The sequence below is a fragment of the Salmonella sp. NW722 genome, from assembly GCF_051702785.1.
GTDB classification, from domain to species: domain Bacteria; phylum Pseudomonadota; class Gammaproteobacteria; order Enterobacterales; family Enterobacteriaceae; genus Salmonella; species Salmonella enterica.
Map to the genome: position 1 here is coordinate 128,875 of NZ_JAMMIN010000006.1, position 24,042 is coordinate 152,916.

The following is a 24,042-nucleotide window of genomic DNA, read 5'->3' on the forward strand; positions in this document are numbered from 1 at the left end:
CACCAACAGCCAGGCATTTTCATGACAAGCGAAACGCGTACACTCTACAGCCAGCTTCCTGCTATCGATCGCTTATTGCACGATAGCGCTTTTCTTTCTCTGCGCGATCGGTATGGCCATACCCAGGTGGTTGATCTGCTTAGGCGGATGCTTGACGACGCGCGCGACGTCATCCGGAATACGCAAACGCTTCCCGACTGGTACGCAGACTGGGCGCAAGAGGCGAAACTCCGGCTGGAAAATGCGGCGCAAAGCGCGCTGCGCCCGGTGATTAACCTGACGGGGACGGTGCTGCACACCAACCTTGGCCGCGCATTGCAGGCGCAAGAAGCGATTGAGGCGGTAACGCAGGCGATGCGCGCGCCGGTGACGCTGGAATATGATTTGGATGGCGCCGGGCGGGGGCATCGCGACCGGGCGCTGGCGACGCTGTTATGCCGTATCACCGGGGCGGAGGACGCCTGTATCGTCAATAACAATGCGGCGGCGGTATTGCTGATGCTGGCGGCGACCGCCAGCGGCAAAGAGGTGGTGGTTTCGCGTGGCGAGCTGGTCGAAATCGGCGGCGCGTTTCGTATTCCGGATGTTATGCGCCAGGCGGGCTGTACGCTGCATGAAGTGGGCACCACCAACCGGACGCACGCGAAAGATTACCGTCAGGCGGTAAATGAAAATACCGGTCTGTTGATGAAGGTGCATACCAGTAATTACAGCATTGAGGGCTTTACCAAAACGGTAGAGGAAGCGGAACTGGCGGAAATCGGGCGAGAGCTGGATATTCCGGTGGTGGCGGATCTGGGCAGCGGTTCGCTGGTGGATTTAAGTCAATATGGCTTACCCAAAGAGCCGATGCCGCAGCAGCTCATTGCCGCAGGCGTCAGCCTGGTAAGCTTCTCCGGCGATAAGTTGCTGGGCGGGCCGCAGGCCGGGATCATCGTCGGCAAAAAAGCGATGATTGCCCAACTGCAAAGCCATCCGCTGAAACGCGCTCTGCGCGCGGATAAAATGACGCTGGCGGCGCTGGAGGCAACGTTACGTCTGTATCTGCACCCAGAAGCGTTGGCGGAGAAATTACCCACCCTGCGTCTGTTAACCCGCAGTGAAGCGTCGATTCGCGAACAAGCGCAGCGATTACAGGCGCGGCTGGCGGTACATTACGGCGATGAATTTGCGCTGGAGGTTAAACCCTGCCTGTCGCAAATCGGCAGCGGTTCATTACCGGTAGACCGCCTTCCCAGCGCCGCCATGACCTTTACCCCGCACGACGGGCGCGGTAGTCGGCTGGAGGCGCTGGCGGCCCGCTGGCGCACGCTGCCTGTACCGGTCATTGGCCGAATTTATGATGGCCGTTTATGGCTGGATATGCGCTGTCTTGAAGACGAAAGCCGGTTTATGGAGATGATGCTGAAATGATTATTGCAACTGCCGGACACGTAGACCACGGTAAAACGACGTTGCTCCAGGCGATTACCGGAGTCAATGCCGATCGCCTGCCGGAAGAGAAAAAACGCGGGATGACTATCGATCTGGGCTACGCTTATTGGCCGCAGCCGGATGGTCGTGTGCTGGGCTTTATCGATGTGCCTGGGCATGAAAAATTCCTCTCTAACATGCTGGCGGGCGTAGGCGGTATCGATCACGCTTTGCTGGTGGTCGCCTGTGATGACGGCGTTATGGCGCAAACGCGCGAGCATTTACAGATCCTGCAACTGACGGGCAATCTCCAGCTCACCGTCGCGCTGACCAAAGCCGATCGCGTGGACGAGGCGCGTATCGGTGAAGTACGTGAAGAGGTACTGGCGGCGCTCGACAACTATGGCTTCGCCGATACCGTTTTATTTGTCACCGCCGCCAATGAAGGACGCGGTATTGCAGAACTTCGCGCTCATTTACAGCAACTTCCTGCACGTTCGCACGCCGCGCAGCATCGCTTCCGTCTGGCTATCGACCGTGCGTTTACGGTGAAAGGGGCGGGACTGGTGGTGACCGGAACGGCGCTGAGCGGAGAGGTAAACGTGGGCGATACGCTATGGTTGACCGGCGTTAATACGCCGATGCGCGTACGAAGTCTACACGCGCAAAATCAGCCCACCGACCATGCGTATGCCGGGCAACGTATTGCGCTCAATATTGCGGGCGATGCGGAGAAGGAACAGCTTAACCGCGGCGACTGGCTGCTTTCGGATGCGCCGGTGGGGGAGGCTTTTTCCCGGGTGATCGTTTCTCTGGCGCTTCATGCGCCGCTTTCCCAATGGCAGCCGCTACATATTCACCATGCCGCCAGCCATGTGACCGGTCGCGTCTCTTTGCTGGAAGGCGGGCTGGCCGAGCTGATCTTTGATACGCCGTTGTGGCTGGCCGATAATGACAGACTGGTGCTGCGTGATATTTCCGCACGTGCCACCCTTGCCGGCGCACGCGTGGTGACGCTTAAGGCGCCGCGTCGCGGTAAACGTAAGCCAGATTATTTGCACTGGCTTTCAACGCTTGCCGACGCGCAGGACGATAGCGCGGCGTTGGCCATTCATCTGGAACGCGGCGCCGTCAACCTGCTGGATTTCGGTTGGGCGCGTCAGCTTAATCCTGTCGGTATGCGTCAGCTTATTGAGCAACATGGTTTTATCCAGGCCGGAGACAATCTGTTAAGTGCGCCCGTCGCCGCCCGCTGGCAGCGTAAGATTCTTGATACGCTGGCGACCTACCACGAACAGCACCGCGATGAACCGGGGCCGGGACGCGAGCGTTTACGCCGCATGGCCCTGCCAATGGAGGATGAAGCGCTGGTCCTGATGCTGATCGAGCGGATGCGCGACGACGGCCTGATTCATAGCCATCACGGTTGGTTGCATCTGCCGGATCATAAAGCAGGATTTAGCGATGAGCAGCAGGCCGTCTGGCAAAAAGTCGAACCGCTATTTGGCGATGAGCCCTGGTGGGTACGCGATCTGGCGAAAGAGACCGGAACGGAAGAACAATTGATGCGGCTGGTGCTGCGGCAGGCGGCACAGCAAGGCATCATTACCGCGATCGTAAAAGATCGGTACTATCGTAACGATCGGATTGTCGCTTTCGCCAATATGATCCGCGAGCTGGATCAAGAGAGAGGATCAACGTGTGCGGCGGATTTTCGCGACAGGCTGAATGTAGGGCGGAAACTGGCCATTCAGATCCTTGAATATTTTGACCGGATTGGATTTACACGACGTCGTGGGAATGATCATTTATTACGTGATGCGTTATTATTTCCGCAAAAAGAATGAAATGGTTAAATTAAATAACAAATGAAGCAATACAATTATTGCGTTGCTTTTTATTTTTCTGGCTTCTTAAAATAGCCAGCGTGAGCCTATTATCAGAATAGTTTTGCCCATATTCTTTGCGCCTTAGTCAGGCGACTCACGATGAGATTGTGGAACTTTATCGCGCGGCGATGTAACGCCTTTGCCCGGTGGCGCGGACGCTTACCGGGCCTGCGTAGACGATGCAGGCCGGATAAGGCGTAACTCGTTAGCCTCGGTCGAGCTTTTGCTGCGCCAGCCAGACGGCGCCCAGCCTGCCCGCCTGATTTCCCAGTTGGCAGGGCTGAATCGGCACCTGGAGCGCCTCCCACATTTCAAACGTTTCAAGATGTCGCGTCAGGAGCGGGTAGAGCTTTTCCTGTTCGCTTATTCCTCCGCCGATCAGCACCACGCCCGGATCAAACATAGAGATCACGCTGTAAACGCCGCGTGACAGATAACGCGCCCAGTCATTGACCGCCTCACGCAGATGAACATCGGTCGCCATTCGTTCGAAGATCACATCCGCAGGCGGCATCTCTTCGGCAGGCAGCGCCAGCGCCTGGCGGCACGACGCCATTAATCCGCTGGTTGACGCGATCTTATGCATACTTTCGCCATTATTCCCGACCGGCATGACGCCGAATTCACCGGCATGGAAATGTGCGCCGCGATACAGTTCTCGTCCGACGATAATACCGCCGCCAATGCCGGTTCCAATGGTGATACAGACCATGTTTTCATAATGCTGCCCGGCACCTCGCCACATTTCGCCCAGCGCCGCGCAGTTCGCGTCGTTCTCTACGACCAGCGGCAGATCGGTCAGCCCGCTGAACAACTCCATCAGGTTGACGTCATCCAGGTAAGCCAGCGCGCCCGCTTTTGCCGCATGACCGTTATGGGGATTAATATGGCCGGGGAAACTGACCCCGATTGCCGCAATGTCATAGTCCTGTTGGCAACGCGCCACCACATCCTGCCATTTGCGGGTAAACGTGGAGGCGTCCTCTGGCGTATCGAATTGATGATGGGTTAATTCTTCGCCGTCACTGTTAATCACGCCATATTTGACGTGAGTTCCTCCCACATCAATGCCGATATATTGCTGCATAGTGTTCTCCGTACGTTAAACAGGCACCTGTTTAGTATGGCTAAAACCAGACGGAGAAACGTAAAGGAAAGTAATTCGTGATTGCTGTCGTAAAGCGGGAAACCATTGGCGAAAAATTCACCAGTACCGTCTACCCTTGTGGAGTACCTTTACAATAAGGAGTTGGTCATGACGAACAATCCCCCTTCAACACGTATTCAGCCAGGTGAATACGGGTACCCACTGAAATTAAAAGCCCGCTATGACAATTTTATTGGCGGTGACTGGGTTGCGCCCGCCGACGGCGAATATTATCAAAACCTGACGCCAGTGACCGGCCAGCCGCTATGTGAAGTCGCTTCCTCCGGTAAAAAAGATATCGATTTAGCGCTCGACGCCGCGCATAAGGCGAAAGATAAGTGGGCGCATACGTCAGTACAAGACCGTGCCGCTATCTTGTTTAAGATCGCCGATCGGATGGAACAAAACCTCGAACTGTTGGCGACAGCGGAAACCTGGGATAACGGTAAACCGATTCGTGAAACCAGCGCCGCCGACGTACCGCTGGCGATCGATCATTTCCGCTATTTCGCCTCCTGTATACGTGCGCAGGAGGGCGGGATCAGCGAAGTTGATAGCGAAACTGTGGCCTACCATTTTCACGAACCGCTTGGCGTCGTGGGGCAGATAATCCCGTGGAACTTTCCGTTGTTGATGGCAAGCTGGAAAATGGCGCCAGCGCTGGCGGCGGGTAACTGCGTGGTGCTTAAACCGGCACGCCTGACGCCGCTTTCCGTTTTGCTGTTAATGGAAGTCATTGGCGATCTGTTACCGCCGGGCGTCGTCAACGTTGTGAACGGTGCGGGCGGCGAGATCGGCGAATATCTGGCGACCTCGAAACGTATCGCGAAGGTGGCGTTTACCGGTTCGACGGAAGTGGGTCAACAGATCATGCAGTACGCCACGCAGAATATTATTCCGGTGACGCTGGAGTTAGGCGGTAAATCGCCCAATATCTTCTTCGCCGACGTGATGGATGAGGAAGATGCGTTCTTTGATAAAGCGCTGGAGGGATTTGCCCTGTTTGCCTTTAACCAGGGCGAGGTGTGTACCTGTCCAAGCCGTGCGCTGGTCCAGGAGTCCATCTATGAGCGCTTTATGGAGCGCGCTATTCGCCGGGTAGAGAGCATTCGCAGCGGGAACCCGCTAGATAGCGGTACGCAAATGGGGGCGCAGGTCTCCCACGGCCAGCTTGAGACTATCCTCAATTATATCGATATCGGTAAAAAAGAGGGGGCCGATATTCTGACCGGTGGGCGACGCAAGGAGCTGGATGGCGAACTTAAAGAGGGCTATTACCTTGAGCCTACCATTCTGTTTGGTAAGAATAATATGCGCGTCTTTCAGGAGGAGATCTTTGGCCCGGTGCTGGCGGTAACCACCTTTAAAACCATGGAGGAGGCGCTGGAAATCGCTAACGATACGCAGTATGGCCTCGGCGCAGGCGTCTGGAGCCGCAACGGCAATCTGGCTTATAAGATGGGGCGCGGCATTCAGGCCGGGCGCGTATGGACCAACTGCTATCACGCCTATCCGGCACATGCGGCGTTCGGCGGCTATAAGCAGTCGGGCATCGGGCGCGAAACGCATAAGATGATGCTGGAACACTACCAGCAAACCAAGTGCCTGCTGGTGAGCTATTCCGATAAGCCGCTGGGGCTGTTCTGACGCAAGAGGTAATGCCCGATGGCGCTGCGCTTATCGGGCCTACCGCATTGATATCAGTCTGGTGGTAATGCCCGATGGCACTTCGCTTATCGGGCCTACCGCGTTGATATTAGCCTGGTGGTAATGTCTGATGGCACTTCGCTTATCGGGCCTAACGCATTGATATCAGCCTGGTGGTAATGCCCGATGGCGCTGCGCTTATCGGGCCTACCGCGTTGATATTAGCCTGGTGGTAATGTCTGATGGCGCTGCGCTTATCAGGCCTACAAAAATTCATCGCAATATACTGATATTGCAAATCTTGTAGGCCGGATAAGGCGCAGCCGCCATCCGGCACAGTATTACCGCTCGTTAACCCAAATCCGCATTTCGCCCTCGCCACGGTTGGCCCAGCTAAACCATGGAATGAACGTTAGCGTCTGCGGCTGGCGCGATGACGGCGTGTTATCGTAGTGCCACAACGCCTGATGCTGCGCATCTGGGGCGCTTTGCTTCTCGCCTTCAGCCTGAATCAGCATCTTATGCGCAAAAAGCCCTTTGCCCTCAAAGACCCGGAACTCACTCTCTTTCGGTAGCCACAGATTATGCAGTTCTTCGCCGTTATCGGCCTGCTCAAGGCAATAGACCAGCGGCCCGCGCTGAATGGCAACCTTACCGGCGACGTGACGCGCCAGCGGATTGCCATACACGCGGCGAACCGGCATCGGCAGCGTCAGGGTTATCGTATCGCCCTCCTGCCAGGTTCGACGGATATGCAGATAACCTTTGCGAATATCCTGCTCCACTTCCAGCCCGTTGAGCGTCACTTTTGCCTCAGGGCACCAGTCCGGCAGACGTAGCGCCAGCGTGTGACGTACCGGCTGCACAGAGTCGATGGCGATCTTCACCTGCTCATGCCACGGGTAGTTCCCGCTGATTCGCAGTTTGAGCGCGCCATTTTCAACCGGTATTTCCATGCTGTTACCCACGTACATATTGATGTACAGCGCATCCGCACGCGGCGTGTAGATGTAGTGACCAAGGGAGGTGAGCACGCGGGCGATGTTCGGCGGGCAGCAGGCGCAGCCAAACCAGCGCTGGCGGATGGGCTTAACGTGATCGTAAATATGGTTGAATTTTAACGATTTTGGATGCACTTCCAGCGGGTTGACGTAGAAGAAATGCTTGCCATCCAGCGCCATACCGCCGAGGACGGTGTTGTACAGCGCGCGCTCCATCACGTCGGCGTACTGGCTATCGGCTTCCATTTCCAGCATCCGGCGGGCGAACATCATCAGGCCGATTGAAGCGCAGCTTTCCGCATAGACCGAATCATTCGGTAAATCGTAATCGCTGCTAAAGGCTTCGCCGCTGCTCTGGGAACCGATGCCTCCGGTGATATATAGCTGACGCTGCGCCATATTTTTCCACAGGCGCAGGCAGTCCTGGCGTTTGCCTTCATCGTTGCTCAGGCGAGCGAGATGCGCCACGCCAGTCATCAGATAGACAAAACGTACCGCGTGGCCAATGGCCGTCTGCTGCTGCGAAATTGGCAGATGCGCCTGGCTGTAGGCTTTGTCTTTGACCATCCACGCCGGGCCGTAGGTATGCCAGTAAGAGGTTTGGCCGCGTTTTTCGTACTCTTCGTCGTAGAAGTGCGGTTGGGTGCCGCGCTGCCCGATAAAGTAGCTTGCCAGCGTCATATAGCGCGGCTGCTCTGTTACCTCATACAGACGCATCAGCGCCAGCTCAATTTCCGGGTGGCCCGGATAGCCGTGCAGCTGATTTTCGCCAGGGCCGAAAGTGCTGTCGATATGATCGGCCAGGCGACAAACGACGTCTAGCAGCCGACGCTTGCCGGTGGCCTGAAAGAAGGCGACGCCCGCTTCAATCAGATGCCCGGCGCAATAAAGCTCGTGGCACTCCGCCAGGTTGCTCCAGCGCTCTTGCGGGGCTTTTGCCGTAAAGTACGTATTGAGATAGCCATCGTCACACTGCGCGGCGGCCACCAGTTCAATCACCTCATCGGCGGTTTTCTCAAGCGCTGGATCGGGCTTCTGGCACAGTGACCAGGCAACCGCTTCCAGCCATTTCGCCACGTCGCTGTCCTGAAAGACCATGCCGTAAAAGTCGCCCGTCTGCTGGCCTGCGGCAATGCGGAAATTTTCAATGGCATGGCTGGGTTCAGCCTCTGGAATACGATCGTTTAACGCATCCCACTGGTAAGGAATAACCACATCGCGAACCAGTTGTTGATACTGTTCGAGGAACGGATCGCTGACCGTCAGTTTATGCAGATCGACTTCCAGTACGTTCATTTCGTGCTCCTTAAGGCTGTAGAGGTCATAGATATTCCTCGCTGACGGGGTATTTTATGGCAGTAATTTTTATTTTCGCGTTATGACCTGATTCATTTTGCCCAGATAGCGGTGAGCGACAAGGCGATAAAAGAGTAAAAAAAGATGACGATTCCGACCCGTATTTAAAAATGTGAGATGGATCGAGTGAAATGACTATTTTTAGTTAATAATCAAAAGGTAATATGAAATACGGTGCTGAATGAGCGGGAAATGACATATTAATGCTCGAATTATCCATAACATTACCGATTAAAGTCCAAAACGGCGGATTATTTATTTCTCGCGGCATTGGGCGTCATCCTGCCAGGCGTCTGCAATCGTGGGAAATTATATTTGTGGAAAAAGGCTGCCTGAAAATTCAGGAAGAAGAATGTGTTTTCTGTGTCGAAGCCGGGGAAAGCCTGTTGCTTTGGCCGCATCGCCGCCATATTGGCGTTGAGGAGTTTCCCGCCGATCTTAAATTTTACTGGCTCCATTTTGAGGTCAAAGCGCCGGACAGCGACCCGCGCTGGCTGACGCATCTTTCCGTGCCGCAGCATACCCAGGTTGCCGATCCGCAGGCGCTGATTGCGCTTTTTCGCCAGTTTATGAACGAGCAGGAAAAGCACCAGCGCAGCCCGGCGCTGGAGTTCATCGTGCTGCTGATTTTGCAGCAGCTCACCGTTGACGCCCGGCAGAATGAAAACGCCGAGGCCGCTGGCGTGTCGCTGGCCTGGAAAGTACAGCAGTTGATTCGAACGCACTATCACCTGCCGCTTTCCAGCTCGGTTCTGGCGAAAGAACTGCATTGCAATGTGGATTATCTGGGACGTGTTTATCGGCGGGTATTTCACCTTACGCTAACTGAAGCCATCCACCGCCAGCGGGTGCGCGAGGCGGAAAAGTTGCTGATTAGCGACGCGCGTTCGTTAAAAGAGGTGGCGGAGCGGTGCGGTTTTAATGACGTTGGTTACTTTCGCCAGATCTTCCGTAAGCACACCGGCCTGACGCCTACCGCCTGGAAGCGGCGCTACAGTAAGGAACACGTTAATTCTTGAGTATAATCTTTGGCCCTCTGACAACGCGGTTGCAAACTGAATGCCCGATGGCGCTTTGCTTATCGGGCCTACAAGAGTTCATCACAACGTATTGATATTGCAAATCTTGTAGGCCGGATAAGGCGCAGCCGCCATCTGACACAGGCTGTGGCTGCCGGCATTACTGCCCGTAATAGGCATTCGCGCCGTGTTTACGCAGATAGTGTTTATCGAGCAGTTCAGGCTGCATATCCGGTAGCTGCGGGGCCAGCTGGCGCGAGAACAGCCCCATATAGGCACACTCCTCAAGCACCACGGCGTTGTGGACGGCATCGGCGGCATTTTTACCCCAGGCAAACGGGCCGTGTGAATGAACCAATACCGCCGGGATTTGCGCCGGATCCAGACCGCGCTCTTCAAAGGTTTTAATAATCACCTCGCCGGTCTGATACTCGTACTCGCCGTTAATTTCCTCAACGGTCATCAGTCGGGTACAGGGGATCGCGCCATAGAAATAGTCGGCGTGGGTGGTGCCCCAGGCGGGCAGATCGAGCCCGGCCTGCGACCAGATCGTCGCATGGCGGGAATGGGTATGCACGATCCCACCGATCTGCGGATAGCGGCGATAGAGCGCCAGATGGGTCGCGGTATCGGACGACGGTTTTTTGTTGCCTTCAACGACCTTACCGCTGGCGATCTCTACCACCACCATATCGTCGGCGGTCATCACCTCATATTCGACGCCGGAAGGCTTAATGACCATCAGCTTGCGCGTCTCATCGACCGCGCTGACGTTGCCCCAGGTAAAGGTGACCAGCCCGTGCGCCGGGAGGGCCAGGTTGGCCGCCAGCACCTCGGCTTTCAGTTGCTCTAACATGTGAAACCTCCTTCCTGCATCCGTGATTCAATCCAGCGGCGGGCCTGGATAATTTCCAGCACCGGCTCGCTGGCTTTCTCTGTCCACATCTCAATCAGAAATGAACCGCGATAATTCAGCTCATGCAGCGTTTTGAAGATGCCGACAAAATCAACGCATCCTTCGCCAAACGGCACGTCGCGGAACTGGCCGGGGCTGTCACCGGTCACCGGCAGCGTGTCTTTCAGGTGGATAGCGGCGATACGGTCGATACCCAGCTTCAGCTCGGCGGTCACGTCGTTCCCCCAGGCGCTGAGGTTGCCGACGTCTGGATAAACGGTGAACCACGGTGACGAAAGCATCTCGTCCCACTTTTTCCACTTGCTGATGGAGTTCATAAACGCGGTATCCATGATCTCCACCGCCAGCATCACCTGCGCCGCTGCGGCCTGTTCCACCGCCCACGCCAGCCCTTCGGCGAAACGTTGTTGGGTGCCTTCGTCGTGTTCTTCGTAATAGACGTCGTAACCTGCTAGCTGAATGGTGCGGATACCGAGATCGCGCGCCAGGCGAATGGCTTTGGTCATGATTTCACGCGCCCGCTGGCGTACCGCTTCGTCGCGGCTGCCAAAAGGGAAGCGACGATGGGCGGAGAGGCACATCGACGGGATGGCGACGCCGCTTTCCAGCATCGCGTTCACCAGCGAAGCGCGTTGGGCCGAGGTCCACTCCAGGCGTGAGAGACGTTCGTCGGTTTCATCCACCGACATCTCAACAAAATCAAAACCGCAGCTTTTTGCCAGCACCAGCCGCTCTGGCCAACTGAGGTCTTTCGCCAGCGCTTTCTCGTAAATACCTAATGGATGATTACGCATGCTTTTCTCCCCAAATGGCGTCAATTTGGGCGTGGAATTCGGCTGCGACCTGCGCCGGATGGGCGGCACCTGCCAGCGCACGTCCGGCGATAAATGCCTTGACGTTAATGTCGCGGAACAGCGGCAGATCCGCTGGGGTAATGCCGCCGGTAATTGACAGTTCAAGGCCAATGTCGGACAACGCCTTCATGCGCGCCAGATCCGCTTCGCCCCACTGCTGCCCGCTGGCCTGCGCATCGCGTCCGCGGTGGTAAATCGCCTGGCGAACCCCGACGCGATACCAGTCTCGGGCGTCGTCCAGCGTCCAGTTGCCGAACAGTTCTATCTGAATTTCACCGCCGCAGGATTGCGCGACGGCATGGCCTTTCTCGACGGTTGCGAGCGGCGCAGCGCAGATGATAGTCATCCAGTTAGCGCCAGCGCCAAAAGCCTGCTGCGCCAGGGTTTCTCCGGCATCGGCCACTTTCCAGTCGGCGACGATGATTTTTTCCGGGCACTGCGCTCGCAGGGCTTTCACCGCGCTAAGGCCTTCGGTTAAACAAAGGATGGTTCCGGCCTCAACGATATCGACATGATCCTGTAGCAGGGCGACATCGCGTTGGGCTGCTTCCAGGCTGGTGTGGTCGAGCGCCAGTTGCAGTAATGGTCGGCTCATAATGCGTGCTCCTTAATACGGGCGTGATAGCCCTGTAGTGCGGTAATCAAATCCTGGTATTGGCGGTATTTACGCTGATAGAGGGCGTGCGCGGTCATGTCCGGCAGCAGCGTGCGCACCGGGTGCTGCAGGTCGCGTTGGGCTTCGCGGAAATCGCGATATACGCCGGTGCCGACGCGGGCAGCCAGCGCCGCGCCGAAGCAGCCGGTCTCCTCCACCTGCGGCAGTTCAATGCGTAAACCGCTGACGTCCGCCAGCATCTGCATCCAGACGTCGGAGTGGGCCGGGCCGCCGGTAACGCGCAGGGCGCAAACGTCGGTAAAACGTTCACGCATGCGGTTGAGGTGGGTCATATGGCTGAAGACCACGCCTTCATAAATCGCCTGCAGCAGGTGCGCGCGGGTGTGCAGCGCCTGCATGCCATAAAAGCCGCAGGTCATCTCCAGCCCGGCATTGCTGCCGTAGAGAAACGGCAGAAAAAAAAGGTCGCTACCGGCTTTCGGCAGGCTGGCAACCGCCTGGTTGATCTCATCAAAAGAGAGGGCGCCCCACTGGGCGGTGAACCATTCAAGGTTGCCGGAAGAGGTCGGGCTGGCTTCGTGAACGATATACTGCCCGTCATTGACGTAGCGGCCATAGACGTAAGGGTGGGCCTCATGGTCTCGCAGGCCGTGAACGATGCCGCTGGTGACGGCCCAGGTACCCATCACCGCATTGAGGGTCGATTCATCCTCAATACCGGCGCAAAGGGCGGTGGAAACCACATCAAACAGGCCGCCGACGACGGGGGTACCCGCCGCCAGACCGGTTATGGCGGCCGCCTGAGCGGTGATTTCCCCGCATATTTCTGCTGAACCCACCACGGGGGGCAGCGCGCTGTCGATTTCGCTGATGCCCAGCCATTCGGTCAGGCGCGTGTCGTACTGGCCCGTCGCCATGTTGTAGAGGTTGGACTCGGAGATATTGCTCTCTTCACAGCCCTTTACGCCGGTTAAGCACCAGCGCAGATAGTCATGCGTCATCATGACGCTGCCTATCTGCGCGTAGCGCTGCGGCTCATTCTCTTTTACCCAGCGTAAAAGGGAGACCGGATGCCCGGTCCAGAGAGTTTGCCGAGTCAGCGGGTAGAGTTTTTGCGGAACCGCTTCTTTTTGCCAGCGCCGGACAATTTCCATGGCGCGACGGTCGGAAGAGAGAATCGCTTTACCTAATGGCCGATCGCTTTTATCTAACAGAAACAGGCCTTTCCCTTGGGCTGAAATACCCAGACCGCGGATTTGTGAGCCGCTCACCCCCGTGTGCGTCAGCAGTTTGTTGATGACCGAGCCGCACTGTCGCCACAGCTCGGTCATATCGCGTTCAACCCAGCCTGGCTGCGGGCTTAAAGCGTGCAGCGGCAGGCGTTGCACCGCTACTTCCCGGCCTGCGCCATCGTACAACCCGGCTTTTAGCCAACTCCCACCACAATCTAACCCCAGCCAGTAGTTGCTCATGACTTATTGCACCTCGTCCACGGCTTTCAGGAGATCGGCGCCCTGCGGGTTGTCTTTCAGGAACATATCGCGCACCTGGCTGCCCAGAGCATCGTTGAAGGCTTTACGGTCGATATCGGTCAGGACTTCAACTCCGGCTTCTTTCATGCCATCGATAATTTTTTGCTGATCTTCGGCGACCAGTTTGCGCTGATAGTCACCCGCTTCTTTGGCGGAACTCAGCAGTGCCTCCTGGAACTGCGGGCTTAAAGCGTCGAATTTGGCTTTATTGATCACCAGCAGCAGAGGCGAATAGGCGTGATGAGTGAGGGAGAGGTATTTCTGTACCTCATAGAATTTCGCTGACCACACGACGTTGATAGGGTGTTCCTGGGCATCAATCGTACGGGTTTCGAGGCCGGTATAGACTTCGGAGAACGGCATCGGAATAGGGTTCGCGCCGAAGATTTTAAAGGCCGCGATATTCATTGGGCTGTTGTTAGTGCGGATTTTTAAGCCTTTCAAATCGCCCGGCGTTTTTACCGGCGCGCGGGAGTTGGTGACGTCGCGCCAGCCGTTTTCCCAGTAGGCGAGGACTTTTAACCCTTTTGAATCGAGTGATTTTTTCAGTTCATCGCCGACTTTGCCGTCGAGCGTTTTATGCGCATGCGCGGTATCGCGAAACAGGAAGGGGACATCAAGTAAGTTGAATACAGGGGCCAGGCCGGTGAAATTGTTCGAACCGGACATTTCCATATCAATAGTTCCGCCGCGCACCCCGCTGATCATTGCCTGGGCGTTACCTAATGTGCTGTCAGGAAAGAGTTTTAGCGTTAATTCGCCGTTAGTTTTTTCTTTTAATAGTTCGTTAAATTTTTTCGCGGCAATATGTTGGGAGTCAGTTTGCGGTGTTTCATAACCAAAACGTAAAGATTGCGCCGCCAGAGACGACACGCTGAAAACCGTCAGACCAGCTATCAATAATGAACGAGCAATAACGTGTAATTTCATAATATTATCCTTTAATTAATCCATTTAAGCGGTGTGATAATTAGCTCGGGAATAAAAATAAATAAAACCAGCAGCGACATCAGTACGACAACGTAAGGGAATACGCCTCTTACCGCGTCATCAAATTTCAATTTTGCTACCCCGGAAATAACGTTGAGGACGTTGCCAACGGGCGGTGTGATTAATCCAATAGAGCAGTTAATAATGAACATGACGCCGAAATAAATCGGGTCAATATTGGCTTCTTTAACTAATGGCAATAATACAGGGGTAAGAATTAACACCGTTGGCGTTAAATCCATCACCATACCGACGACCATAATTGAGATCATAATGACGATAAATAAGAGTCGCGGAGAGTCGACCAGCGGCTGCAGCAAATCTGACACCATCATGGGTAATTCCGCGATCGTAATCAGCCAGGCGGATACCTGGGCCGCGGCCACCAGAAACATGACGACTGACGTCGTTTTGGCGGCATTGACCAGCACGTGGTAGAGACTGGAAAACGTTAATTCCCGATAGATAACCACGGCGACAAACAGGGCGTAAAACGCGGCGACCGCCCCTGCCTCCGTTGGCGTGAAAAGTCCGGAACGGAAGCCGCCGATAATAATCACCGGTAGAAACAGCGCCCAGATACCTGAAACCAATGATTGCCAGATTTCACGCGGTGTTGCTTTGGGCTGAGAAGGGAGATTTAATCGCCCGGCCTGCCACCACCAGGTGAGCATAAGCGCCGCGCCCATCATGATGCCCGGTGCGATCCCGGCCATAAACAGCTTGCTGATCGACAAGCCGCTGGAAACGCCGAAGATAATAAAAGGAATCGAGGGGGGAATAATTGGCGCAATGATCCCGCCGGAAGCGATTAACCCAACGGAGCGGTTGATCGGGTAGTTTGCGGAGCGCATCATCGGCACCAGCAGCGCGGCGACCGCAGCGGTATCTGCTACCGCAGAGCCGGAAAGGCTGGCCATAATCATTGCCGCAATAACGCCCACGTAGCCCAGGCCGCCGGGCTTATGGCCGACCAGCTTCATCGGCAGGTCGACAATTCGCTTTGACAGGCCGCCCGCGTTCATGATTTCACCGGCCAAAACAAAAAAGGGAATGGCCAGCAGGGAGAAACTGTCCGCGCCGTTAACCAGGGTTTGCGCCATAATCTGCACGTCAAACATATCCAGGTATGTCATCAGAGCAGCGCCGCAAAGCAACAGCGACCAGGCGATGGGTAAACCTATCGCGATCCCGCCGAGCAGGCAGCAGAGAAATATCACCACGGCCATGATTAGGCTCCTTGCTGTGGTTGTTGAAAGGAATCGTTACGCGTTATTAAGTGATAAAGCCGACGCAGCTCGATTAACGCGATAGCAACGCTTGTGGGCAGACAGGCGATATACATCAGGCCGATCGGTAAACCGAGGATTGGCGAGTGATCGCTCCAGTCCTGCAACGCTTTTTGCAGGCTGCCCCAGCCTAATGCGAGGCATAACAATAAAATCAGCGAATGCGTCAGCAGCGAGAGTCGACGCTGATTCGCTGGCGAAAGTTTTTCCACCACAAAAGTGACCTGAACGTGAGCGTTATCCATAAATGCAACGATGGCGCCAATAAACGTCAGCCATACAAATAGATAACGTGATAGTTCATCTACCGACAAAATACTGCTCTCAAAACCGTAACGTAAAATAACGTTAATAAATACAATGCAGGAAAGTACGGCAATTAATACCGCAAGTATGCCCTCAAGTACCCGCTTCATAACGACTCCATCAGGTTATAGAAACTTATTTCTTTCGATGCTGAATAGTGGAACTTAATTTCTTATGTTTGGTTTATATTAGGTCGGCGCAACGTTGAGTTGCAGGCCGAGAATTAAGGTGATGATGTTTAATTCAGGTTAGCGGCGTGTGGCCTTTTTCATCATGTTAATACCATCGCGTAATATATTTATGCGGTGATTAATATCGGCACTGGCATTGATTTCCAACAATTTAATACCGGTAAACTGCAACAGTTCGGGAGCGGCGGAGGTAATGAGTTCTTTAACATGTTTCTCCGTCATCAGACTTTGTGGACAGAAAGGTGCAAACGGAGCATGGAGGTCCTGCCATTCGCCGTATTCTCCATCCAGCGTTGTACCGGAGAACATCAGCGCCCCGAGTTTTCCAGCCTGTTTGGCCTGCTGCGTGTGGATCAGTGGTAGAGAGGTATCCCGCCCTTCAATAGCCGAGCGCGCCCAGTTAATGCAGACGCTTATGTCATAGTCGGCAATAGTTTCCAGTACGTTTACTAACGGTAAGAATCCTTTGCGCGGTGCGGGGCCGGTCACCGCGTCGCAGTGTTCAAGCACCAGGTCGCAGGACCAGTCCCAGTTGGCAATCTCTTTTAATGAGCGCGCAAAGGCGTCGGTTGCCTGCGCCACGTTCGGATTGCCCGCCAGAGGAGCGGCATGAAGCTCAAGGGCTATGACTTTGCCGGTATTGTTCCCATTGATTTTATTGATCTTCTGATGCAGATGACGATAGTACTCCACGCAGGCTTTACGCTGTTCCTCGTCACAGGACGCTAATCCAAAACCGCCGTTTTCGCTACGGCGGCGCATGGTTTCCATTATCGCGGTGACCACGATTTGCCAGTTTCCCGGTGTATGGCGCAATAACCACTCGTCGCCGAGTGGGTGAAGATGTTCAAGACAAGGCTGCTCCAGCCCCTGGATATCCGGAGTATCAGAGAGTTGCCGCCAGAATTCCGTCTCTTCCTCTTCACTCTTCTGGTGAAATGAGGGTGCACAAGGGTACGCACCGATAATATAACCGGTATTATTTTTCATTTTGTGCTCCAGTAAACTCTATTTTATAAAACGTCTATGGCGACTTTTACGACTATTTTCCGTATCGGCGTAGCAATGCTTTTATTACAACCTGGACGATGAACATCCTGCGGGAAAAACAGGGCATAACTTCCCGGTATCATTTCAATGAATGATTCATGTTCACTGTCGTGATAAAAAATAATATCGCGCTGTTCTAATAATGACTCGCTGATTTGATTATTACCGGTATCAATGGCAACCCCAATTTTCTCTTCGCCCCATGCCAGAAACTGAATATCCAGATAGCGGCGATGAACCTCCGGACGATTTTCAGCAGCATCGCGGGTGGTCATATCGATAATCTGCGCGAAGATATTTTTGCCGTCGATTTCCACTACGCCAGGTTCCAGCGTGCGAAAGTCCGTATTGCGCAGGAAATCGAGCGCCTGCTCTATGGCCGACGGTAGCCGGCACGGATTAGGCTGCGCAATATGTCCAAAAATCATGATGTGGCTCCTTACAGCGCCTGAATTTTGGCCCAGACGCTGTCGTCAATGGTGATACCGTGACGGCGGTTGTCATCCAGCAATTTGGTAAATTCGTGGCCGGGCAGCCGGATAGCGACGTTGTCGTCGGCGCGTTCAGCGGTGGTGATGAAATCCATAATCCGCTGCAGTTTGGCATCGCGGGTTGCGCCATCGATCAGCTTATCCACTTCTATGGCGATGAAAATCTGTGAGACGCCATACTCATCGCTGTTTTCCTGGGTCACTTCGGCAACGGAAGAACCGTTGGAAAGCAGGGTGGCAATCATGTCCAGCACAATCGACAGACCAGATCCTTTCCAGTAACCCATCGGTAAAATGCGGCGATTTTTCTCGATAACGCCCGGTTCTTTGGTCAACTGACCGTTATCGTCGAAACCGCCGTCCACCGGCAGTTCGCGGCCCGCCAGACGGTTAACTTCTAACATTCCGTAGGAGAACATCGACATCGACATATCTACCATCGTGATCGGCGTAGACGGGATGGCGACGATCAGCGGATTGGTACCGATACGGCACTCTTTCGCGCCCCACGGCGGCATGACGGCGATGGAGTTGGTCCAGCAAATGCCGATATAGCCTTTTTCCGCCGCCTGCCAGCCGTAGCTGCCGCCGCGCATCCAGTGGTTAGCATTACGTAACGCCACCAGGCCAATACCATGATCGGAAGCCAGCTCGATGGCCCGGTCCATCATCTTTTTCGCCGTCAGGTTGCCGATAGCGCGCTGAGCATCCCACTGTTCGATGGCGCCGAGGCTGGTAACCCGCTGCGGTTTAGCATCAGGAATAATGTCGCCGTTATCCAGTTGCTGAATGAAGCGGGGAAAGCGGTTCACGCCGTGGGAATAGACACCGGACTCGGTGGTGCGAGCGAACATTTCCGCGCAGGCGTCGGCGGTATCTTCCGCAATATTCCGCGACCGCAAGACGCGGTAGAAGGCCCCTTTTAACTCTTCGAAAGTTACTTTCATCCCTGTTCTCCTGGTCGATTGTTAGAAATTTTAGTATGTTTTTTTGTCGATAAATTTCATAATACGAAATGTAGTTCCAAATATATAGATCAAAAATTGACATGGCAACGCCAGAGAAGGTTTTTAAAAACGATTAAAATCATCGGGTTATGTTTTTTATGCTGATATCGTGAACTGCAACACACTTTGAGCTACCATCTGATCGCCCAAGAAAGGAGAGAGTTTTCTGATGAGCCAGAACAACGATAAAGAGAAGCCTGCGGGGAGTCAGAGCCTGTTTCGTGGCCTGATGTTGATAGAAATTTTGAGTAACTACCCGAACGGTTGCCCACTGGCGCACCTGTCGGAGCTGGCGGGGTTGAACAAGAGTACCGTCCATCGTTTGTTGCAGGGGCTTCAATCCTGCGGATACGTGACGCCAGCGCCGGCGGCCGGAAGCTACCGTCTGACGACAAAGTTTATTGCCGTCGGCCAAAAAGCCCTGTCATCGCTGAATATCATCCACGTTGCGGCACCGCACCTTGAGGCGCTCAACCTGGCCACCGGCGAGACGGTGAATTTTTCCAGCCGTGAAGATGACCACGCTATCCTGATTTATAAGCTGGAACCGACCACCGGTATGCTGCGCACGCGTGCCTACATTGGCCAGCATATGCCGCTGTACTGCTCGGCGATGGGGAAAATTTATATGGCGTTTGGTCAGCCGGATTATGTGGCGTCTTACTGGGAAAGCCATAAAGATCAGATCCAGCCGCTGACTCGTAATACCATTACCGATTTACCAGCAATGTACGATGAGCTGGCGCAAATTCGTGAAACCAGCATGGCGATGGATCGCGAAGAAAATGAACTGGGCGTTTCCTGTATTGCTGTGCCTGTGTTTGATATTCACCATCGAGTGCCTTACGCCATTTCTATTTCACTGTCGACGTCACGGCTAAAACAGATCGGCGAGAAAAATCTGCTCAAACCGTTGCGTGAAACCGCACAGGCTATCTCTAATGAGCTGGGATTTACCGTTCGCGAATAAGACAGCTCGCCAGGTTTTATCAGGCATCTGACAAAATTTGTCCGTTTGCGTAGTGGGATCAAAGCGGCGGGGAATGGCTCTCTGGCATTCTGGCGTTTTAACGCAGGGGGAGAACAATGAACCGGTTTATTATGGCGGATGCGTCGGCGTGTATCGGGTGTCGTACCTGCGAGGTCGCCTGCGTGGTGTCGCACCAGGAACAGCAGAATAGCGCGGCGGTGACGACGGCGGACTTTGTGCCGCGTATCCGGGTGATAAAAGAGGATAGCTTCACCACGGCCACGGTCTGCCATCAGTGTGAGGACGCGCCGTGCGCGAATGTCTGCCCGGTACAGGCGATTCGCCGTGATCGGGGGCATATCTTCGTGACGCCATCGCGCTGCATTGGTTGTAAAAGCTGTATGCTGGCTTGCCCATTTGGTGCGATGACCGTGGTGGCGTCCGCGTCAGGCGCGCAGGCGATTAAATGCGATCTTTGCTGGCATCGTGAAGCGGGGCCGGCGTGCGTGGAAGCCTGCCCGACCAGTGCGTTACAGTGCGTTGACGCAGCACACGTGCAGCGCCAGCGCCTCTATACTCAACCTTTCTGAACGTCGTTCCGGCCTGCATGATGGCCGGAATAACCGTCAGCCTTCACGCCAGGCGCGTTCAATCTCTTCTGCCAGAATTTTTACGCCCGCCTCGATTTTGTCCGGTTCAGGCACGTAGTTCATCCGCATACACTGGTGTGTGTGGGGCCAGGGTTTATCCAGCCCGGGAAAGAAATAGTGGCCCGGCACCATCAGCACGCCGCGCGCTTTCAAGCGTTGATAGAGTAGCTCGGTGGTAATCGGCAGATCTTTAAACCACAGCCACAAAAATATTGCGCCTTCCGGTTTATGAATCAGGCAGCGTTCTTCGGATAAATAGCGACGAATGATCGCGATCGTCTGTTGAACGCGCTGATAGTAGAAAGGTTTGATAACCGTTTCCGACAGCCGCAGCAGATCGTTACGCTTAATCATTTCGCACATCATCGCCGGACCCATGCCGCCGGGCGCAAGGCTGATAATGCCGTTCATGTTGGCAATGGCGGAAATCGTCTTATCATTGGCGATGATAATCCCGCAGCGGGAACCGGGCAGCCCCAGCTTCGAGAGGCTCATGCATAGGATAATATTGGGATTCCACAGCGGGCGCGCCTCGCTAAAGATAATGCCCGGAAACGGTACGCCGTAAGCGTTATCAATCACCAGTGGGATGTTGTGCTGATTCGCCAGTCTGTCCAGCTTCATCAGCTCTTCGTCGGTGATAACGTTACCGGTTGGGTTGGTCGGGCGCGAGACGCAAATCATCCCCGTTTCTTCGCCGATGTGCAGATGCTCAAAATCGACGTGATACTTAAACTGGCCTTCCGGCAGCAGCTCAATATTCGGGCGCGCCGAAACGAAGAGGTCGTCTTCCAGACCGGAATCCGCATAGCCGATGTATTCCGGCGCAAGCGGGAATAGTACCTTTTTCGTACTGCCGTCGGCGCGACGTCCGGCGAAGAGATTAAATAAGTAGAAAAACGCGCTCTGACTGCCATTTGTCAGCGCAATATTCTGTGGTTCGATATCCCATCCCAGCGTTTCACGTAGCAGTACGGCCAGTGCATTCAGTAGCGCCGTTTTTCCCTGGGGACCGTCATAATTACAAAGCGCATCAGCGGCTTTGCCGCTTTCTACCATATCTGTCAGTAGCGTCTGGAAATAATCCTGCATTGCAGGGATATGTGCCGGGTTACCGCCGCCAAGCATGATGGCGCCTGGCGTGCGTAAGCCGTCGTTGAGATCCTCCATCAGGCGGGTAATGCCTGAATGGCGGGTAAATTTATCGCCGAAAAGTGAAAATGTCATAACGGGTGATCTATCGAACTGTCTGTCAAAGTGGATAACCATAACGCTACAAATGGCGGGGCGCAAATGGGGGTCAGGCGGTAGTGTTGATGTTTTATGCTACAAATTTTTATCAGGTTAGTTTTTTATTTTGAAGGGGCTACCGGTACGCGAGGAGACCGGTAGCGCCACGATTAGCGGCGGCCCGCCCAGACGACCATCACCGTATCGTCGCCGTACTGGCGTACAAAACCGTACCCGTGTTTTAGCGTCAGCGTGGTTTGTTGGCCTGCGCCGATGGCGGGATGTCTGGCGCGGAACTGGCTAATACGCTGCCAGTGCGCGACGGCTGCGGCTGACTTTCCGCTCACGTCCTGCCAGTTCATATCTGAACGGGTGCCTTGCAGCGGGTCGGAGCCGGTGGGGCCGAAGGGACGAGCGGATTCATCGCCGTAAAAGATCTGCACCGCGCCCGGCGAAAGCAGCAGCAGTTCCGCCGCCTTATCACCGCCCTCACGGAAAAGGCGCGTATCATGCGAGGAGAGGTAACTTAATACGTTGAAATCCTGCATTTTATCCGCCATCTGCTGCCAGACTGGCCCCATTTCCGCCAGGCAATCGACCGCTTTCGCCGCCTGCTCCTGATAATCAAAATTGATCATCGCGTCGAAACCATAGCGATAATAATCACTTTTCATGACGCCGTGGCCCCACGCTTCGCCAGTCATCCAGAACGGGCTATCATCCAGCGCTTTGTCCGGATTGGCCTGCTTCCATTCACGTAACGCCGCGCTGGCCTGGGTTTTTAGCTGTTGCCAGGCAGGAAGCTCAACGTTTTTGGCAGTATCGACCCGGAACCCGTCAATGCCGTAATCATGCACCCACTGGCTTAACCAGTGAGTCAGATAATCCCGTGGCGTATAGCCCTCAATGAACTTTGCTTTAGTATCGGGTTTGTTGGCATAGAACACGGGTAGGCCGGAAGGCGTGGTAGATTCCGTTTTTATATCCGGCAGGAAGGCCAGCGACAGGGTTAAATCGTCAAATCCCGGACTGTCGTAGTCGCCAATATCGGTACGAATCCACTTTTTCCCCCACCATTTTTCCCAGGCGGCGCTGTCGCTGAAGTTGATGTAGTCGTTAAAGCTGTGCCAGCTTTGTCCGGCGGCGGGTCGCCAGTTTGTCCAGCGATCGCCGAGAATTTTTTGCCGTTCCGCGCCGGATAAATAGAGCGCGCCAAACTGATACTCCTGCATATCCTCCAGCGTAGCGTAACCGGCATGATTCATTACTACGTCAAATAAAATACGGATGCCGCGCTGGTGCGCGCCGTCGACCAGCGCGCGGAGATCGGCTTCGTTGCCCATATTGGCATCCAGCGTCGTCCAGTCCTGAGTGTAATAGCCGTGATAGGCGTAATGAGGAAAATCGCCTTTTGTTCCGCCGCCGACCCAGCCGTGGATCTGTTCAAACGGCGAGCTTATCCACAAGGCGTTCACGCCTAATTGCTGTAGATAGTCCAGTTGACTCGTCAACCCGCGCAAATCGCCGCCGTGGAAAGTGCCAATCTCTTGCATACCATCCTTATGGCGACCATAGCTGTGGTCATTGGTTGGATCGCCATTGCGAAAGCGATCCGTAAGCACAAAATAAACGGTGGCGTTGCGCCAGTTAAAAGGCGCCGACGCATGGGTTTCCGCGCGTTCCAGCAATAAAAGCCCGTGGCTGTCGGCAGGTCGCAGCGTGATTTGCCCGTTTTGGACGGTATCGGTTTGACCACTGTAATAATCGCGCACTACCGTCCCTTCCGGAAAGGTCTGGCGAACATCCAGCGTGAGCGGCGAACCATCCCAGACGGGACACTGGCGGGCGAGCTGCGCGGTGCGTTCAGGTTCAGTTTTTATCGATAACAACAGGGTCGGCGTACCGGAGCGGGTATCTACCGTTATCGTATAGTCGCCATCTTTAAACAAACGCCATTGCGGCGGCGCGCCTTCGCAGGGTTTTAACGACAACATCTGGTTGAGTTTTATGGCGCCGGAGGGCTGCCAGCACTGCTGGTCAATATGGAGCGTTAACGCGCGTGTACCTTTTGTTAATGCAGCATGGCTGGTAAAGCGCCCGGTTTCCTGCGTCGAGAAAGTCGGAAAACCGGGTGAGGTCCATGATGAGGCGATCGCGATACCGGGTATCAGCGTCAGAGCGAAGGCGGCAAGTTTCATCACGCTATCCTTTGTGGGCAATATTCATCAGCTTGCCTGGTTTTTAGGCGAATGAACTCCTCCCCAGCAGAGAGTCGCGCAGGAGGAGGCGCGAGGGTGAGCGACGAGGCGCAAAAAAACGCCTCTATTTGCGATAAGCACCACATTTTATTGGCATTATTGCTACCTGTTATCGTTAATAGTTGACATAGTTTCGGATTAAGACTATTCCCTGAGGTGCTTTTTAAGCCTATTTTTGCTAGAATTTGGGGTTCAAACCTTAACTTCGTGAAAAATAAAA

20 protein-coding genes are annotated in these 24,042 nt (G+C 54.6%); 6 read left to right on the plus strand and 14 right to left on the minus strand.

Going from position 1 to position 24,042, the window contains the following annotated elements:
- Positions 1-21: 21 nt before the first annotated feature.
- Positions 22-1,413 (plus strand): L-seryl-tRNA(Sec) selenium transferase, encoded by a 1,392-nt coding sequence (selA, locus tag NA330_RS16150; RefSeq protein WP_023241780.1) that lies wholly within the window; start codon positions 22-24, stop codon positions 1,411-1,413.
- Positions 1,410-3,260, plus strand: a complete 1,851-nt coding sequence (gene selB / locus NA330_RS16155; RefSeq protein ID WP_023241781.1) for a selenocysteine-specific translation elongation factor — start codon at positions 1,410-1,412, stop codon at positions 3,258-3,260. The genes selA and selB overlap by 4 nt, the downstream gene beginning before the upstream one ends.
- A 247-nt stretch (positions 3,261-3,507) precedes the next feature.
- Here the strand turns inward: selB and NA330_RS16160 are convergent, their stop codons facing one another.
- Positions 3,508-4,389, minus strand: a complete 882-nt coding sequence (locus tag NA330_RS16160) for an ROK family protein (protein WP_001188274.1) — start codon at positions 4,387-4,389, stop codon at positions 3,508-3,510.
- A gap of 168 nt (positions 4,390-4,557) precedes the next feature.
- Here NA330_RS16160 and aldB point away from each other — a divergent pair, with 168 nt between their 5' ends.
- Positions 4,558-6,096 carry an aldehyde dehydrogenase AldB gene (gene aldB / locus NA330_RS16165; RefSeq protein ID WP_000183988.1) on the plus strand — a complete coding sequence of 513 codons (1,539 nt, stop codon included), beginning with the start codon at positions 4,558-4,560 and terminating at the stop codon, positions 6,094-6,096.
- A 341-nt stretch (positions 6,097-6,437) separates the two neighbouring features.
- On the opposite strand, the gene NA330_RS16170 is transcribed toward aldB, so the two are convergent.
- On the minus strand, positions 6,438-8,393 hold the full coding sequence (locus NA330_RS16170) for a glycoside hydrolase family 127 protein (RefSeq protein WP_023241782.1): 1,956 nt from the start codon (positions 8,391-8,393) through the stop codon (positions 6,438-6,440).
- 263 nt (positions 8,394-8,656) lie between these two features.
- Between NA330_RS16170 and NA330_RS16175 the strand changes: the two genes are divergently transcribed.
- Positions 8,657-9,472: an AraC family transcriptional regulator gene (locus NA330_RS16175; RefSeq protein ID WP_000891808.1), complete on the plus strand. Its 816-nt coding sequence runs from the start codon at positions 8,657-8,659 to the stop codon at positions 9,470-9,472.
- 160 nt (positions 9,473-9,632) lie between these two features.
- Here the strand turns inward: NA330_RS16175 and araD are convergent, their stop codons facing one another.
- The 10 genes from araD to yiaK form a co-directional block, all read right to left on the minus strand.
- Positions 9,633-10,328, minus strand: a complete 696-nt coding sequence (gene araD / locus NA330_RS16180) for an L-ribulose-5-phosphate 4-epimerase (protein WP_000893174.1) — start codon at positions 10,326-10,328, stop codon at positions 9,633-9,635.
- Complete coding sequence (locus tag NA330_RS16185) at positions 10,322-11,182, minus strand: L-ribulose-5-phosphate 3-epimerase (protein ID WP_001244035.1); 861 nt, start codon at positions 11,180-11,182, stop codon at positions 10,322-10,324. Before NA330_RS16185 ends, araD begins: the two co-directional genes overlap by 7 nt.
- A complete protein-coding gene (ulaD, locus tag NA330_RS16190) occupies positions 11,175-11,837 on the minus strand; it encodes a 3-keto-L-gulonate-6-phosphate decarboxylase UlaD (protein ID WP_023232393.1) in 663 nt (220 codons plus the stop codon). Before ulaD ends, NA330_RS16185 begins: the two co-directional genes overlap by 8 nt.
- Positions 11,834-13,330 (minus strand): FGGY-family carbohydrate kinase, encoded by a 1,497-nt coding sequence (locus NA330_RS16195; RefSeq protein ID WP_023241783.1) that lies wholly within the window; start codon positions 13,328-13,330, stop codon positions 11,834-11,836. Before NA330_RS16195 ends, ulaD begins: the two co-directional genes overlap by 4 nt.
- Before the next feature lie 3 nt (positions 13,331-13,333).
- Positions 13,334-14,320, minus strand: coding sequence for a 2,3-diketo-L-gulonate TRAP transporter substrate-binding protein YiaO (gene yiaO, locus NA330_RS16200; RefSeq protein WP_023241784.1), 987 nt, complete (start codon positions 14,318-14,320; stop codon positions 13,334-13,336).
- Positions 14,321-14,331: 11 nt separating this feature from the next.
- On the minus strand, positions 14,332-15,609 hold the full coding sequence (yiaN, locus tag NA330_RS16205) for a 2,3-diketo-L-gulonate TRAP transporter large permease YiaN (protein ID WP_000301828.1): 1,278 nt from the start codon (positions 15,607-15,609) through the stop codon (positions 14,332-14,334).
- A 2-nt stretch (positions 15,610-15,611) separates the two neighbouring features.
- Positions 15,612-16,085, minus strand: coding sequence for a 2,3-diketo-L-gulonate TRAP transporter small permease YiaM (gene yiaM, locus NA330_RS16210; RefSeq protein ID WP_000832316.1), 474 nt, complete (start codon positions 16,083-16,085; stop codon positions 15,612-15,614).
- 138 nt (positions 16,086-16,223) lie between these two features.
- Complete coding sequence (locus NA330_RS16215; protein ID WP_023241785.1) at positions 16,224-17,156, minus strand: DUF4862 family protein; 933 nt, start codon at positions 17,154-17,156, stop codon at positions 16,224-16,226.
- A gap of 23 nt (positions 17,157-17,179) precedes the next feature.
- Positions 17,180-17,644 (minus strand): YhcH/YjgK/YiaL family protein, encoded by a 465-nt coding sequence (locus tag NA330_RS16220; protein WP_000576100.1) that lies wholly within the window; start codon positions 17,642-17,644, stop codon positions 17,180-17,182.
- 11 nt (positions 17,645-17,655) lie between these two features.
- Positions 17,656-18,654, minus strand: a complete 999-nt coding sequence (yiaK, locus tag NA330_RS16225) for a 3-dehydro-L-gulonate 2-dehydrogenase (RefSeq protein ID WP_000869008.1) — start codon at positions 18,652-18,654, stop codon at positions 17,656-17,658.
- A 229-nt stretch (positions 18,655-18,883) separates the two neighbouring features.
- Between yiaK and yiaJ the strand changes: the two genes are divergently transcribed.
- Positions 18,884-19,684: an IclR family transcriptional regulator YiaJ gene (gene yiaJ / locus NA330_RS16230; RefSeq protein ID WP_000081338.1), complete on the plus strand. Its 801-nt coding sequence runs from the start codon at positions 18,884-18,886 to the stop codon at positions 19,682-19,684.
- Positions 19,685-19,800: 116 nt separating this feature from the next.
- Positions 19,801-20,274 (plus strand): 4Fe-4S dicluster domain-containing protein, encoded by a 474-nt coding sequence (locus NA330_RS16235; protein ID WP_023241786.1) that lies wholly within the window; start codon positions 19,801-19,803, stop codon positions 20,272-20,274.
- Positions 20,275-20,310: 36 nt separating this feature from the next.
- Here the strand turns inward: NA330_RS16235 and avtA are convergent, their stop codons facing one another.
- A complete protein-coding gene (gene avtA / locus NA330_RS16240; RefSeq protein WP_000144379.1) occupies positions 20,311-21,561 on the minus strand; it encodes a valine--pyruvate transaminase in 1,251 nt (416 codons plus the stop codon).
- 173 nt (positions 21,562-21,734) lie between these two features.
- Complete coding sequence (locus NA330_RS16245) at positions 21,735-23,762, minus strand: alpha-amylase (protein ID WP_023241787.1); 2,028 nt, start codon at positions 23,760-23,762, stop codon at positions 21,735-21,737.
- Between the last annotated feature and the right edge of the window lie 280 nt (positions 23,763-24,042).